Annotated in this window: 10 protein-coding genes and 4 pseudogenes; 4 read left to right on the top strand and 10 right to left on the bottom strand. The window is 62.4% G+C overall.

Annotation, left to right across the window (positions count from 1 at the left end; all coding sequences use genetic code 11):
* Positions 1–273: 273 nt before the first annotated feature.
* Together C5F70_RS31545 and C5F70_RS14060 are read left to right on the top strand one after the other, a co-directional pair.
* Positions 274–810, top strand: a pseudogene (locus tag C5F70_RS31545) (methyl-accepting chemotaxis protein); the annotation flags it as partial.
* Positions 811–876: 66 nt separating this feature from the next.
* A complete protein-coding gene (locus tag C5F70_RS14060) occupies positions 877–2,382 on the top strand; it encodes an MFS transporter (RefSeq protein WP_104903566.1) in 1,506 nt (501 codons plus the stop codon).
* A 14-nt stretch (positions 2,383–2,396) separates the two neighbouring features.
* Here C5F70_RS14060 and C5F70_RS14065 read toward each other — a convergent pair whose 3' ends face one another.
* From C5F70_RS14065 to C5F70_RS14075, 3 genes and pseudogenes are all read right to left on the bottom strand, one after another.
* Complete coding sequence (locus C5F70_RS14065; protein ID WP_104903567.1) at positions 2,397–4,271, bottom strand: feruloyl-CoA synthase; 1,875 nt, start codon at positions 4,269–4,271, stop codon at positions 2,397–2,399.
* Between the two features lie 110 nt (positions 4,272–4,381).
* Positions 4,382–4,618: pseudogene (locus tag C5F70_RS14070) on the bottom strand (aldehyde dehydrogenase family protein); the annotation flags it as partial.
* Positions 4,619–4,731: 113 nt separating this feature from the next.
* Positions 4,732–5,562, bottom strand: a complete 831-nt coding sequence (locus C5F70_RS14075; protein ID WP_017846955.1) for a p-hydroxycinnamoyl CoA hydratase/lyase — start codon at positions 5,560–5,562, stop codon at positions 4,732–4,734.
* 213 nt (positions 5,563–5,775) lie between these two features.
* Here C5F70_RS14075 and C5F70_RS14080 point away from each other — a divergent pair.
* Positions 5,776–6,263: pseudogene (locus C5F70_RS14080) on the top strand (MarR family winged helix-turn-helix transcriptional regulator).
* On the opposite strand, the gene C5F70_RS14085 reads toward C5F70_RS14080, so the two are convergent.
* The 6 genes and pseudogenes from C5F70_RS14085 to C5F70_RS14110 all read right to left on the bottom strand — a co-directional run bounded on the left by C5F70_RS14085 (position 6,251) and on the right by C5F70_RS14110 (position 12,700).
* On the bottom strand, positions 6,251–7,714 hold the full coding sequence (locus C5F70_RS14085) for an amidase (RefSeq protein WP_017846953.1): 1,464 nt from the start codon (positions 7,712–7,714) through the stop codon (positions 6,251–6,253). The pseudogene C5F70_RS14080 and the gene C5F70_RS14085 overlap by 13 nt on opposite strands.
* Positions 7,715–7,760: 46 nt before the next feature.
* Positions 7,761–8,978 (bottom strand): MFS transporter, encoded by a 1,218-nt coding sequence (locus C5F70_RS14090; RefSeq protein WP_017846952.1) that lies wholly within the window; start codon positions 8,976–8,978, stop codon positions 7,761–7,763.
* Between the two features lie 10 nt (positions 8,979–8,988).
* Complete coding sequence (locus C5F70_RS14095) at positions 8,989–9,918, bottom strand: transporter (RefSeq protein WP_104903570.1); 930 nt, start codon at positions 9,916–9,918, stop codon at positions 8,989–8,991.
* Between the two features lie 78 nt (positions 9,919–9,996).
* Positions 9,997–10,986, bottom strand: a complete 990-nt coding sequence (locus C5F70_RS14100) for a helix-turn-helix domain-containing protein (RefSeq protein ID WP_017846950.1) — start codon at positions 10,984–10,986, stop codon at positions 9,997–9,999.
* 253 nt (positions 10,987–11,239) lie between these two features.
* Positions 11,240–11,825 (bottom strand): annotated as a pseudogene (locus C5F70_RS14105) (hypothetical protein); the annotation flags it as partial.
* Entirely contained in the window at positions 11,738–12,700 is a 963-nt protein-coding gene (locus C5F70_RS14110; protein ID WP_256588419.1) for a serine hydrolase domain-containing protein, read from the bottom strand. The gene C5F70_RS14110 and the pseudogene C5F70_RS14105, both read right to left, overlap by 88 nt.
* A 394-nt stretch (positions 12,701–13,094) precedes the next feature.
* Here C5F70_RS14110 and C5F70_RS31550 point away from each other — a divergent pair, with 394 nt between their 5' ends.
* Positions 13,095–13,208 (top strand): hypothetical protein, encoded by a 114-nt coding sequence (locus C5F70_RS31550; RefSeq protein ID WP_371918441.1) that lies wholly within the window; start codon positions 13,095–13,097, stop codon positions 13,206–13,208.
* 289 nt (positions 13,209–13,497) lie between these two features.
* Here C5F70_RS31550 and C5F70_RS14115 read toward each other — a convergent pair whose 3' ends face one another.
* Positions 13,498–14,472, bottom strand: a complete 975-nt coding sequence (locus tag C5F70_RS14115; RefSeq protein ID WP_102618914.1) for a helix-turn-helix domain-containing protein — start codon at positions 14,470–14,472, stop codon at positions 13,498–13,500.
* Positions 14,473–14,474: the final 2 nt, after the last annotated feature.

A 14,474-nucleotide genomic window follows, 5' to 3' on the forward strand; every position in this document is an offset into this window, starting at 1 on the left:
ACGCGCACCAGTGCCGACGCGTCCTCGGGCATTGCCCGGGAGGTCAGCGCAGGCATGCAGCGCCAGTACCGTGAAGTGGAACTGGCTGCCACCGCGCTGCATGAAATGAGCGCCAGTGCCCAGGAAGTGGCGCGCCACTCGCACTCTGCCGCCGACGCCGCGAGCGCCGCGGAAAGCGCGAGCCGCTCCGGTCAGGCCGTCTTCGCCAGCGCCGTACACAACATCGAACACCTCGACCAGCGCCTGGACGCCACACTCAAGCAGGTACACGCCCTCGCCGACAGCAGCAGCCAGATCAGCCAGGTGCTGGACGTGATCTGCACCCTCGCTCAACAGACCAACCTACTGGCCTTGAATGCAGCCATCGAAGCGGCCAGAGCGGGCGAACAAGGGCGCGGTTTTGCGGTGGTAGCCGATGAAGTCAGGCACCTGGCCAGCAACACCCAGAGCTCGGTCGAACAGGTGCGCAACGTGATCGAGAGGTTGCAACAGCTGAGCCAGGAGGTGGTACACAGCACTCAACTGAGTCGCGAACAAGCCGGCAGCAGCGTGATCCAGGTGCAACAGACGCGTGCGGCGCTGCAGAACATCTCCCAGGCCGTGGACGTGATCGAGCAGATGAACCAACAGATCGCCAGCGCCGCCCTGGAACAAAGCACCGTCGTGGACGATATCAGCCAGCGTGTCAGCGACATCCGAGGCATCAGCGAAACACTCACCACGCGCATGAACGAGGCCTCCAGGGCCAGTGACTCACTGCATGAAATGGCCAACCATCAACAGAACCTGGTGGGCCATTTCCGTGTGTGAGGGGCAATGCAGCGCAACTGAGCTACAGTGGCCGGCCTTCGACACTTTACCCATAGAGCCTTGCCCATGACCGCTTCGCGACGCTGGTTGATCCTGGCCATTATTTCCAGTGCATTGCTGCTCATCGTGATTGACATGACCGTGCTGTACACCGCGTTGCCGACACTGACGCGCGAGCTTGGTGCGACAGCGTCGCAGAAACTGTGGATCATCAATATCTATGCGCTGATCGCCGCCGGGCTGTTGCTGGGCATGGGCACGCTCGGCGACCGCCTGGGGCATAAACGGCTATTTATCGGGGGCTTGAGTGTATTTGGGCTGTGCTCGCTGATCGCGGCCTTCTCGCCTTCGGCCGGCGTATTGATCGGCGCGCGGGGGTTCCTGGCGGTCGGCGCGGCGATGATGATGCCCGCCACATTGGCCCTGGTCCGGTTGACGTTCACCGACGAGCGCGAACAGGCCATGGCGTTCGGGATCTGGGCCTCGGTGGCCTCGGGGGGCGCGGCGTTCGGGCCGGTGGTGGGTGGCCTGTTGCTGGAGCATTTCTGGTGGGGCTCGGTGTTTCTGATCAACGTGCCGATTGTGCTGCTGGCGTTGCTCGTCGGCGTGCTGTTGATCCCCGACCACCCGGGAAACCCCGAACGACGTTGGGATTGGCTGGGTTCGCTGCAGGTGATGATCGGGTTGATCAGCATGGCGTATGCCGTCAAGGAGCTCGGCAAACGGGTGCCCTCCTTCGAAGCCATGCTGGTGGCGGTGGTCCTGGGCACGCTGTTTCTCACGCTGTTCATTCGGCGCCAACGACGTGCCGCGCAGCCGATGCTCGATCTGTCGTTGTTCACCACATCCGGGTTCCGAAATGCGGTGATTGCGGCCGTGGTGTCAGCCGCCGCATTTATCGGCATGGAGCTGGTGTTCAGCCAACGCTTGCAACTGGTGCTGGGCCTGTCGCCGCTGGACGCGGCGCTGTTCATCCTGCCGCTGCCGCTGGGTTCCTTTGTCGCCGGCCCGCTTGCCGGCTACTACCTGTCGCGCGTGGGCAACCAGCGCATGCTGTTCTGGACATTGCTGCTTTCATCCGCCGCGATGCTGGCCTATGTGTTTCTGTACCAAGCCGCGGTGCCCCTGCAAATCGTCAGCCTGGCGCTGCTGGGCCTGACCATGGGGGCGGCACTGACTGCGGCGTCGAGCACTATCATGCTCAGCGTGCCCGCCGACAAGGCCGGCATGGCCGCCTCCCTTGAGGAAGTCTCGTTCGAACTGGGCGGTGCGGTGGGCGTGACACTGGCAGGCAGCCTCTTGTCAGCGATCTACGCGTACTCGACAGGCTTGATGATCCCGTCATGGCTGAGCCGAAACCCCATGACATTCGAGAGCCTCGACGACGCGCTGAACGTCGCCGGGACGTTATCACCCGAGGGCGCCGCCATGCTGACGGCGTTCGCCCGTTCGGCGTTTGATACAGGTTTCGTTGCCGTGCTGGTGACGATGACAGTCCTGTTGTTGATTGCGGCGCTGCTGGTGAAGCGGAGCCTGCCAGCAGCGGCGATCGTTACGGATGATCTGGCTTAGCAGGCGCCTTGGCGTTATGCCCGCGCGCCCGCCCGCAGGATCGACGGTTCCTCCCCGCGATACAACGCCTCGACCTGGGACGCGCGCCACTGCAAGACCGCGCGCTGGTTGATCGAGCCCTTGTCGGTGATCTCGCCACGGTCGATGGACGCCGGTTCATCGAGCAGGACCAACCACTCCAGGCGACTGGCATTGCCCGTCGCGTCGAGATTGAGGCGTTGCAACCAGTCGCCAAACCACTGGCGCACGGCAGCGCTGGCCAGCACCTCGGCGTCGCTGGCGGCGGTACCCAGCCCCGCCAGTCGGCGGCATTCGTACAGCCTTGGAAACACCAGAATGCCCAGGCATTCGCGGTCGGGCGCGGCGATCACCACGTCCTGCACATAGGGCGCCCCCTCCAGGACCGCACGGTTGCGCAACGGCCCCACGCTGACAAACACCCCGGACGACAGTTTGAAATCCTCGGCGATGCGTCCGTCGAACATCAGGCCCAGGTGCGGGTTGTTTGGGTCGGCAAGTTTGAGCGCGTCACCCGAGCAGTAGAACCCCTGGTCGTCGAATACCGCGGCGGTCTGCTGCGCCGCTCGCCAGTACCCCGGCATGATGTGGGGGCCGCGAAAACGCCCCTCGAGCTTGCCGTCCACCGGCACCAGACGCACCTCGCAGCCGGGCGCGGGCAAGCCGATATACCCGGCCACGGACAACGGCCCGGTGGTAAAGGTGCAGGATGGCGCGGCTTCGGTCATGCCCAGCCCGGCCATCATCCGAATGCGTTCGCCGCAATGCTGCTCGGCCACCCGGTCGAGCCGGTCCCAGACCCGCTGCGACAGGCCCGCGGCGGCGAAGAAAAACAATTTCATCCGGGCAAAAAAGCACTCACGCAAGGCGGCGTCCTGCTCCAGGGCATTGACCAGTTCTTCCCACCCCTTGGGCACGGTCAAGTAGGCCGTGGGCGAGATGTCCTTGAGATTGCGCAGCGTTTCGGCAAAGCCCTGCACCGTGGGCTTGCCGTCGTCCAGGTAAAACGTGCCGCCGTTATAGAGCACGATACCGACGTTATGACTGCCGCCGAAGGTGTGGTTCCACGGCAGCCAGTCCACCAGCACCGGCGGCTCTTCGCCAAGCACCGGGAAGGTTTGCAAGAGCATCTGCTGGTTGGCGCAGAGCATGCGCTGGGTGGTGATCACCGCCTTGGGCAATTGGGTGGAACCGGACGTGAAGAGAAACTTGGCAATGCTGTCGGGGCCGGTGGCCGCGAAGGCCCGCTCGGCCTCGGCGCCGCCCGCGACCTGCAACAAACTGGCGAAACTCACCTGGGCGCGCCCCGCCACTTGGCCACGCACGCTGATCAACGGGGTCTCGGCGGGCAGCACCGCATCGATCGCGCGCTGGTAAGCCAGTGCGTCGCTGACAAAGACCAGGCCGGGTTGCAACAGGTCGCAGACATGCCGCAGTTTGGCGAAGTCCTGGGACAGCAGCGCATACGCCGGCGACACCGGGCAATAGGGAATACCGGCGTACATGGCGCCGAACGCCATCTGCAGGTGTTCGATGTCGTTGCCCGACAGCAGCACCAGCGGCTTCTCGGCCGACAGACCATAGCGAAGCAAACTCTGCGCAATGGCCCGCACACTGTCGAGCATCTGCGCATAACTGACGCGACGCCAACCGTCGCCGTCGCGGGCGGCGACGAAGGTCTGCTCCGGGCGTACCTGGGCCCAATGCAGCAGCCGGTCGAGCAACCGTTGCGGTAATTCGGCCAACGGTTCCAGCGAACGCATGTGCAGCACGCCGTGGTTTTCGATCACTTCCACCGGCGCATGGCTGATGGACACGGGGCGGTAACGCGGCGTGGGCCGTTCGGGTTGCGATCTGAATTCGGAACTCACGGGATGGTCCTCCAACAAGGCACGCCGACGGACACCCGTGGGTGTCATGTGGCGCCAGCCAGCGGCTGCGCCCTGATTATTGTTATGTGGGTCCGCCCTTGGGCGGCGCCTCAGATCGGGTAATGCCGTGGACCGTTCTGCAATGTGATCCAGCGCAGTTGCGTAAAGTGTTCGATCGCGGCCTTGCTGCCAAAACTCCCATAACCGCTGGACTTGACGCCGCCGAAGGGCATTTGCGCTTCATCGTGTACGGTCGGGCCGTTGATGTGGCAGATCCCCGACTCCACCCGCCGCGCCAGCGCCAGCGCACGCGCCGTGTCACGGCTGAAGATCGCCGCCGACAGGCCGCCAATCAACAGGGGCACGTCCAGCATGGTGATTCCTCTTTATTGTCTTTATCGGGAATACGTTCAAACCCTACACCGCCGACACCGCCGTGCGGCGCGGCCAAGGGCTGGCTTCAGCGTTTATACGTCTGCAGGCCAGGCTTGATGCTTTTGTCGTCGAGGAACTGCTTCATGCCCTGCTCGCGACCGCCTTCGGTATCGAGCAGGCGCGACTGGTCGAGCTTGGCGTACAGGTAGTCTTCGTTTTGCTCCCAGGTCAGCTCGCGGCATCGTTTGAAACCATGCTTGGCGGCACGCAGCACCACCGGGTTTTTCTCCAAAAGATTACGCGCCAGCTCGACAGTGACGTCACGCAGTTGCGCCAACGGCACGCTCTGGTTGACCAGGCCCATTTCGGCGGCCTTCTGCCCGCCAAACGTCTTGCCGGTCATGATGTAGTACAGCGACTGGCGATGGCCCACGGTGTCGGCCATGGCTTTGCTCACCAGGTTGCCCGGTGGAATGCCCCAGTTGATTTCCGACAACCCGAAGGTCGCTTCATCGGCACAGATCGCCAGGTCGCACGCCACCAAGGGGCTGAAACCGCCACCGAAGCACCAGCCGTTGACCATGGCGATGGTCGGTTTGGTGTACATGCGCAGCAACTTCCACTGCCATTGCGAGGCTTCGCGGCGGATTTTTTCCTGGAGGATTTCCGGGCCGGCGTCGATTTCGCGAAAGTATTCCTTGAGGTCCATACCCGCCGTCCAAGCCTCGCCCGCGCCCGTCAACACCAGAACACCGGCAGCAGGGTCCTGCTCCAGGGTTTCCAGTACATCGATCATTTCCCGGTTCAGGGTCGGGCTCATGGCATTGCGTTTTTCCGGCCGATTGAGAATGACCCAGGCAATGCCCTCTTCGATTTCGACTTTGACCGTTGACCAGCGACCTTCGTAATTGCTCATGGCGATGCTCTCTTGTTCTTGGCTTGACGATGGTTAAAAGCTAAACCGACAAATTAGTTATATCAACTAACCATTAATGAAATTAACCTAATCTTTTTCAGGTATTGGAAAGGCGTATTTGCACGGTGTATTGAAACATAGCGATGGCTATCGCCAGCCAATCTCGGAAAACTGCATAGCTTTATTAACCACTGCTCAAGGACCCGCCCTGCCATGGCCAAGTCTTCCCGGCTCACCGCCCCCCAGAACGCCCCGCCGCCAGCGGCGACAACCCGGCCCCACTGGACACCGCGCTGGATGACTTGATCGGCTATGCGATGCGCCGCGCGCAATTGAAGCTGTTCCAGAACCTGATCGGCCGGTTGTCGGCTCACGACTTGCGGCCGGCACAGTTCTCGGCCCTGGCGATCATCAATCAAAACCCCGGGCTGATGCAGACCGACCTGGCCAGGGCGCTGGCCATCGAGCCACCGCAAGTGGTGCCGCTGCTCAATAAGCTGGAAAGCCGCGCGCTGGCGGTACGGGTGCGCTGCAAACCCGACAAGCGTTCCTACGGGATTTTCCTCAGCAAGGCCGGCGAAGCGCTGCTCAAGGAACTCACGCAAATCGCTGCCGAGAGCGACAAGGATGCCACCGCCGCCCTCGACAACCAGGAGCGCGACGAACTGCTCCGGCTGCTGAAAAAAATCTACCGTGACTGAGCGCCCAGGCACGCATTCACCGATGCCATGCGCTGACGCCATGGCTGGGCGATCTCCAGTTGCGCCGCCAACGCCAACAACGTCGCATCCTCGCCAAAACGCCCGGCGAAATGCGCGCCCATGGGCAGCCCGCGCTCGCTCCAGTACAGCGGCACCGACATCGCCGGTTGTCCGCTGGCATTGAACAAGGCGGTAAACGGTGAATAGCTGTGGAAGCGCTCGATCAGCTCATCCAGAGCCAGGCTGTCATCCTGCAGATCCAGTTCACCGATCAGGGCTGGTTCCCGCGCCAGGGTCGGGCTGAGGATCACGTCGTAGTCGCACATGAACAGCGCCAGTTGACGGCCGAGGGCGTGAATCCATTCCACCGCCGCAGCGTATTGCGCGCCACTGACCGCACCCTTGTCGCGCAGAATGATGCGCGTGCGCGCCTCCAGTTCCTCGGGCCGTACCGGAGCCCCGCGCAATTGGCCGAGGACGTCCACATAGTGACGCGTGCTCGCGCCGATGATGGTGAACACCTGGTCGAGAAACTCCGGCAACACCACCGGTAACTGCGCAAGTTCCACCCGATGCCCCAAGGATTCGCAAAGCTTGGCCGCCTGACGCACGGCATCCAGGCTTTGATTGGAGATCGGCCACGTGCCGACCCGCTCGACCAGCGCAATCCGTAAAGGCCGCGGCGCCTGTTGCAAGGCCCACGCATACGGGTGCGCTGAAATCGGCGCGGCGTAGGGTGCGCCCAGTTCGTGGCCGGCGGTGGCGTCCAGCAATGCCGCACTGTCACGCACCGACAGGGTGAGGCAATGATTGGTCGCCATCCCCGCCCAGCCCTCCCCGACCATCGGCCCCGACGGCAGCAGACCACGGCTGGGCTTGAGGCCGAACACGCCGCAACAGGACGCCGGCACGCGCAAGGAACCGCCGCCATCGTTGCCGTGTGCGAACGGCACAACGCGCGCCGCGACCAACGCCGCCGCCCCGCCGCTGGAACCGCCGGCACTGTGCTGGGTATTCCAGGGGTTTCGGGTGGCGCCAAAACGCATCGACTCGGTGGAATAGGAGGTGCCGAATTCCGGTGCCGTGGTGGTGCCGACGAACAGGCAACCGGCGCGGCGCAGGCGCGTGACCACCTCGGCGTCGAAGTCGACGCGGGCAGCCCCCAGCGCAAGTGAGCCATTGGTCATTGCCGCACCCGCCACGGGCGCGAACAAATCTTTGATCAAGGTCGGCACCCCGGCGAACACCCCTTCCCCGGACGTGGGGGCGAGGGCGTCCTCGCGCGCCTGGTCGTACAGGCGTTCGGCGACGGCATTGAGGCGTGGCTCGACCTGCTCGATCCGCTCGATGACGGCCTCCACCAGTTCCACCGGTTGGACTTCGCCGCGCCTGACCCATGCGGCCAGACCGATAGCGTCTTCATTGTCGATTAACTGCTGAATGTCGCGCATACCCATTACTCCGGATGTATTTCAATGACGTGCAAACTGACGGTATTCAGATGACCGAGCGCAGGCGTGACACGCCGGCAACGCCCCACAGCACAGCCGCCGCCAGGCTGGCGCAGGCTAGCCATTGGATGGCGTGGCGCAGGTCGCCGGCATAGACCACCAGCGCCGCGACCACCAGCGGGCTGACGAACTGCCCCAGATACAGGCAGGCGGTCAAACCGCCCAGGCCCCGGCCACGGGTGCGCGCCGTCAGGGCTTCCATCACCGGCGCCATCACGTTCGGCACCAGCAGGCCCGCTCCCAGGCCATGCAGCACCATCGCCAGCGCCACTTCGTTGTAGCTCTGCGCACGGGTCAGCAACCACAGCCCCAAGGCGAACAGCAGCAGCAACACCGTATTGGTCCCCGCGCCCTTTAAGGTGCGTCGCAACAGCGGCCAGGCGAGAGAACCGCCCAGGGTGGAGATCAGGCTCAGACCGGCGGCCAACCCCATCAGGGTGCTGGAGGTAATGCCCAACTGCACCAGCAGAATCGGCACCTGCACCGGCGCGATAAAGGTCAGCACCATGCCGCCGAAGATCAACAGGTAGCCCAGCACCAGCGGCCACACCGCCACCCGCTCGGCGTCCTGGGCAACCGTACTCGGCTGGGAACGCGCCGGTTCCCACAGCACTTTCAGCATCGCCGGCACCAACAGCAACGGCAGCAGGTACAACAGGAAAGGCAAGCGCCAGGAATACTCGCCCAAGGCGCCGCCGACCACGAAGAACAACGCGCCGACCAGGCCAATGGTCACCATCTGGCGATTGATGTAGCGCAGCCGCTCGCCGCCGTGCCAATAGTCGGCGATCAAGGTCGAGCAACACGTCATCACCGCCGCTTCGGCGCAACCGAACAACAAGCGCACGACCACGATGGACTGCAAGTCACCGAGGATCACCGGGGTTACGCCCAGCAGCGCGTAGAGCAATGTCGCAATGACCAGCAAGGCTTTGCGCCCGATCCGGTCGGCGAGCCAGCCCGCCAGCGGCGCGCACAGCGCGATGGCCAGCGCGGGGCCGGTCACGGCCAGCGGAACCAGCAGGTCGGCATGGGGATTGAGGGGGCCGAACTCGGCACCGAGTTTGGGCAAGATAGGCGCGATCATCACCGCGCCCATGATGGTCAGGCTGCTGCCGAGTATCAGCACCACCCCTTCGCGACGGCCCGAGGCTTGGCGGGTGTCAGCGGTCGATAGGTTTGTGGCGGCATTAACAGTGGTCATGATCCGGCCCTCAGAAGCTATACGAAACGCGCAAGGCGGCGGTGTAGCCTTCGGCGCGATTGCGCGCGTCGAACTCTTTGTAAAGATGCAGCCACAGCGGTGGCAGCCCCGGCGCGATGTAGCTGATCGCCGGGCCCAGGGCCATGACCCCCGCGCGGTTGCCGCGCGTCAGGTTCGGCGCATCGTCGTCGCTCAACTGGCGGTAGTAATAGCCGCCGAGGCCCGCCGTCCAAGGCCCGAAATGTTGCCCCACGGCAAACTCATGGCGGTACTCCACGCCATTTTTGTAGTGGGTGTCGGGATTGCGCGTGTTCACATCGACCTGGAAACTCGACGACACCTCAAAGCCGGTGTCGCTGATGTAGGTGGCGTTGACCGCCGGGGAGAATGTCCAGTGATTCAGCCCAGGAGACACCAGCCGTTTTTGGTCGTAGTCGCCGGTCGGCGCCTGGATCTGGAACTGGGTATTGACGAACAGGTTAGGCGACAGGTTCCACTGCAGGATCAACGGAACGATCTGCGCATCCGCCATCCGAAAGGGGTCGGCCGACAGTTTCAACGGCCCGCCCGGTGTCGGCACTTGCAGCGACGCATCCATCTTGAAGAACGGTACGACGGCACCGAAGCCGTACTGGCCACCCAGCACGCGATAGTCCGTCATGCGCAGGTAGACCACGCCGATGGACAGCACATCCAGGGAGAGACGGTTATCCACCGCACGCCCTTGGCTGTCCTTCTGCACGTTGGCGGAATAGAACGCCGTGCGCAGCCCCACGGTGCCGTTCGGTGTCACAGGTGGCGTCATCCCGGCGCCGAAATCGTAGACGCCCACCGCGGTGGTGGGCGCGCCGTTTTCAGTGGCCTGTGCCCCAAGGCAAAGACCGAGCAGACCCAAGGTGACCCAACTGACGTGGCGGATGTTTGAATTGTTGTTGTTCATCGAATGCCCCTCCCAACCTCATGGTGTGGGCCATCCTAGTAACGGCACGCCGCAGCGGGTTAGCCGTTTTCAGCACAGTTAGCGCCGTTGCAACGTCTGCGACGGTGACTCGCCGAACAGGGTCCGGTAGTCGCTGGCAAAACGGCTCAGATGCCAGAACCCCCAGCGTGCCGCGACCTCTTGGACACCGTAGGCTTCCTGGCGCTCGCGCAGCTCGCGACGCACCGCATTCAAGCGCAGCGCACGCAAATAGGCCACGGGGTTGATGCCCAGGGTTTCCTGGAAACAGTATTGGAGTTTGCGCCGGCTGGCGCCGATGTGACTGCACAGATCGAGGATCGACAGCGGTTCATCCAGATGCCCCAAGGCATATTCGCGTGCCCGATCAACCATGCGTTTGCGCGCCGTCGGACTCAGGCCGGCGAACTGATCCGGGGCGACCAGGTCCAGCAACTGCACCATCACCGCATCGCGGACCCCGTGCCGAATCGCTTCATAGCGCAACAGCGCTTCGTGCCCCTGATCAGCGCAGACCAACTCATCCAACAGATTGGCCAGCTCGATTTGCACACACGTCCCGCCCAAACGGTAACACTTGGGAAGATCGGTAAAGCGAAAAGCCACTTCCTGATGCTCTAACAGACGCTCCAAAGCCTCGATGTCGACGGCAACGCTCAACAGGTCGAGGTTCTCAGGCACGCGCAGGTCAGGCAAATGATCGCCATGGGCGACCAACAGGCCGTGTTCATGGATCGGATGCCCGGCACAAAACAGCGGGCCGCTCGCGTTGAGCGGCATGCTGAAGGTGATCGCGCCTTTCCAGGCACTGCCGCTTTTGAGCATCGACTGGTTGGTGCGGTCACGCATCAGTTGCATCCAGCCGGCGTGTAGCTCGATCAACTCGCCCTCAAAGCGGCCTGGGGACAATTGGTCATAACGGACCTGCCAACCGCCCATGTTGCGTGCGTGCTGATCGATGTCATGGGTGTGAAAATGCCGGATCGTTGAAGGAATGCCCCATGCCGGGCGAACCATCTGCACGCTGGAATTATTATTGTAAGTGTTCATGGATTTTTCCCTTTGAGCCTGAAGCACTGTCGCTCAGCACGCAATTTCCATTCCCCGCATGGCGCCATTGGGTAAGGTGTGCCGAAATCGGCTAGTGCGCCCATGAATCAGGTACGCCACCACTACCAAAATGAGTGCTTTAAAATTTTTACCCCATGAAATATTTTTGCGGGAATGCCTGGACCAATCAGGCCCTTCTCTTTACACCACAAGGATTTACCGTGAGCGGCAAAAGCTCGAACGACGCCAAGCCATCAGTAAAGCGCCGATCGCTGACGGCCGCGCCCATATAGTTCTTTTCGTCCAACCAGAACTGATAGTGGATCGCTCCCAGCGTAAACGTCTGGCTCAGGTGCGTCTTGAGCGAGAACTGCTGGACATTTTCGTTGCTGTTAAACAGCAGGTAGTTACCGACCACATCCCCCACCAGCCAGGTGCTCCAGTCGACAAAGCCTTTACTCAACGGGTCCCAGGCTTTTTGCCGGTTGTCGGCAAGGTTGTCGTCACCGGAAAAGCTCGCGTAACGGTACCCGAGGACCGGCGTCACCGTCGCCGAAGGTGCTGGCGGCGACCACCGACGCACCGCCCAGCACACTGATGTCAGGTGTCAGGGCATAGTCGAATTTGATCGCGGGTTTGACATACACCTCCTGCCAGCCGATGCGGCTGCCGCCATTTTTGCCGCTGCGCTGGTCGACCCGGCCACTGCCGAAGTTGACGTTGCGCGTGGTGATGGTCGCAGCGCTCGCGGTCAGGTTGACCTCGCCCTTGAGGTTGCCGTCCTCGAAGGTGTAGCCCGCCAAGGCAACCTGGGCGCTAAGCGGCAGGTTGACCGCCACCAGCGCGCGGGTAAAACGCGTCGTGAAAAACATAGTGAAGCGCCTGTGTAATTATTGTTGTTACAGGGCAGTTGCAAGCGGCGCAGTACGCCGCCAACACCTGGGCAAGCCAGGTGAAATCCAGACGCTGGGATCCCGCCCGCCATAAGGGCTTGGCTATGGTCGTTGAAGACGTACCACTGGCTGCGGTAGGACGCGCCGGGCGTCCATTCGGAAAACTCGGCGTTGGCCGCGTAGATCGCCGGGTCACCGCCTTTGGCGATGCGCGCGATGGCCTCGCTGGAGATCAGTGGCGAACCCGCGTGCCAGCCATCGTTGGCCAACAGCCGGCCCACGCGCGCATCGCCGAAGGCGCTGCCCGCCAGCTCGGGCACGTAAGCACTGACCCTGCGCATGGGGTCGAGCAGCGCCTCGCTGATCAGTTGTTCGCCCAGCAGACCGATCAGCGACTTGGTCACCGAAAACATAATGTGCCGGTGCTCGGGACGCTGACCGTTGAAATAGCGCTCGAACAGCACTTGATCGCCCTGCATCACCAGAAAACTATCGGTGTGACTGGCCACCAGGTGGTCGAGCACGCTGACGCTCAGGCCACAGCAACTGTCGAAGCGCAGCTCGCTCAGCGCTTGCGGCGCGTCGTTCAAGGGGCTGCGTGGCGCATTCCCGGCCCGCACGTCGATGGACGGCCGTAGGCGCGCGAGGTGACGAACCCCCCAGCGGTTGAAGGGCGGGCGCATCCAGTTTTCCCAGGTTACGCGCTGCTCGGGCGCGGCTGGAAACCCCTGCATCAACCCCGGCGCGGTATGCCCGGGAAGTAAGGATTCATTGGCCTCGGCGTAAAGCCTGACGAGTAAAGGCACGGTGTTCTGGCTCATCTGTGTGATCCTGAAAAAGACTCTGCGTGGAGCAGATGCAGGAAAATAATTACTATCATTAATTATTTTAGTAAATAAAATATTTAACTTAAGAAGTTATATTGATCACAGTAAATGGATCCATTAAAGAGCGAGATACGATCCTTATCGTCCGACAATCGAAAAAAAGTCACTTGAGTCAGAAAGCATGAGGCTGACCAAAAATGCCGCGAGCATTCAATGGATCCGCTAGGCAAAAACAATGCGTTTCCTGGAGAGCTGTCATGCACTCAAAAAAACACGTGGGCCGGCAAACTTGCGGAGAAAATATGGTGTTTTGCCGGGGCCTGACGGGCCAGGTCGCCACGCTTGAGGACTTCTGCCCCATCGCGGCGCGGCGCCTTCTCTAAGCGCTGTGGAAAATGGAGAACGGGGCTGCGGCTACCACGGCTTGGCGATGGGCCGCGACGGCACCACCGTGCGGATGCCGGCCAGCGAGTACGGAGGGGGCGTGCAACAAGACGGTTGATCCCGCACCTGGAATGGGCCGAAAGCGAACAGGGGCCTACGGCGGCGTGCGGTCGCGCAAGATCCTGGAACGGCTGAGCGCCCGGCGCACGCGCGGGCAGATTTCGAGCTGCATTATTGCGCCCGCGCCGGCGAGCGCGGGGCTGGCCGGAAGATCGCCTGCACCGCGAATACAGCCCTCTGCGCACGGTGCGCTACTAAAGAGGACAGTCCATGCACACTTAGTGGGCAGATCCGCAGCACAGTAACACCGCGCGCAGGGTCGCCCCCCATGTGCCGTGGGCGCTTACTCAGGCGCGCGCGCACACGGCGATGGCGGCACGCGCGGTGTGGGACGGCAATTCGGCGAACAGCGCGTGGTACTCCGCCGCGAAGTGGCTGAGGTGATAGAAGCCCCATTGGGCAGCGATATCGCCAATCGAGAGGTCCGACGCACGGGTCGACATCAAGGTCCGGCGTACGCCGTTAAGCCTTAGGGAGCGCAAGTAGTTCAGGGGCGTGGTCTCAGCCACCGCGCGAAAGCTGTTCTGCACGGTGCGCCGACTCACTTGGAGGCGCTGGCACAACTCGCTCACGCTGGGCACGCTGTTCATCTCGGCCGTCGCCAAACGGTGGCATTTCTCGACAATGAAGCTGCGCGTGGAGCTCGCGGTACGCTGCTGTTTATCGCAGGCCGGGTCGGTCAGCAGTTGCAGCAACTCGTCGAGCATGGCCTGTTCCAACGCCTGCTCCCGCTCCCGATCTCGCGTGCTGTCGAGCTCTTCGTGCATCAGGGCCTGGGTGAACATCGCCAGCAATCGGTGCCGAGCGCCCGCGACGCGCTGGGTGGACACCTTGATCACCGGCTGACGCAACAGTTGGCTGACTTCCTTCGGCGACGCCGTTTGCGCCAAGGCTTGCTCGAACAATTCACGCTCGAAGGTGATGGACAACAACTCCATGCCCGTCGGCATATGGAACATGAACTCCTCACCACCGTGAAGAAAAAACAGGCTGCTGTCGTCCACCTCCCGCCCCTGCATTCGAATCGAACCGGGCACGGTGATCGGCACCGCAAAGCACATCTTGCCCCGGGGCGCCGCACCCTGTTGCACCACACGCTGGTTGATCTGCTCGCGAAAGACATGGCATCCGGCGGTCGACAGTTGCATCAGCGAACTCTCGGACGAGCCTGCGGTTAACTGGCTGTAGTCCTGATTCCATTCATGGATGGTGGCCGCATGGACATGGATGTCGCGAAAATGGCCGATAAGCTGATTTTTCATTA

The sequence above is a fragment of the Pseudomonas sp. LH1G9 genome (assembly GCF_002949975.1).
Classification (GTDB): domain Bacteria; phylum Pseudomonadota; class Gammaproteobacteria; order Pseudomonadales; family Pseudomonadaceae; genus Aquipseudomonas; species Aquipseudomonas veronii.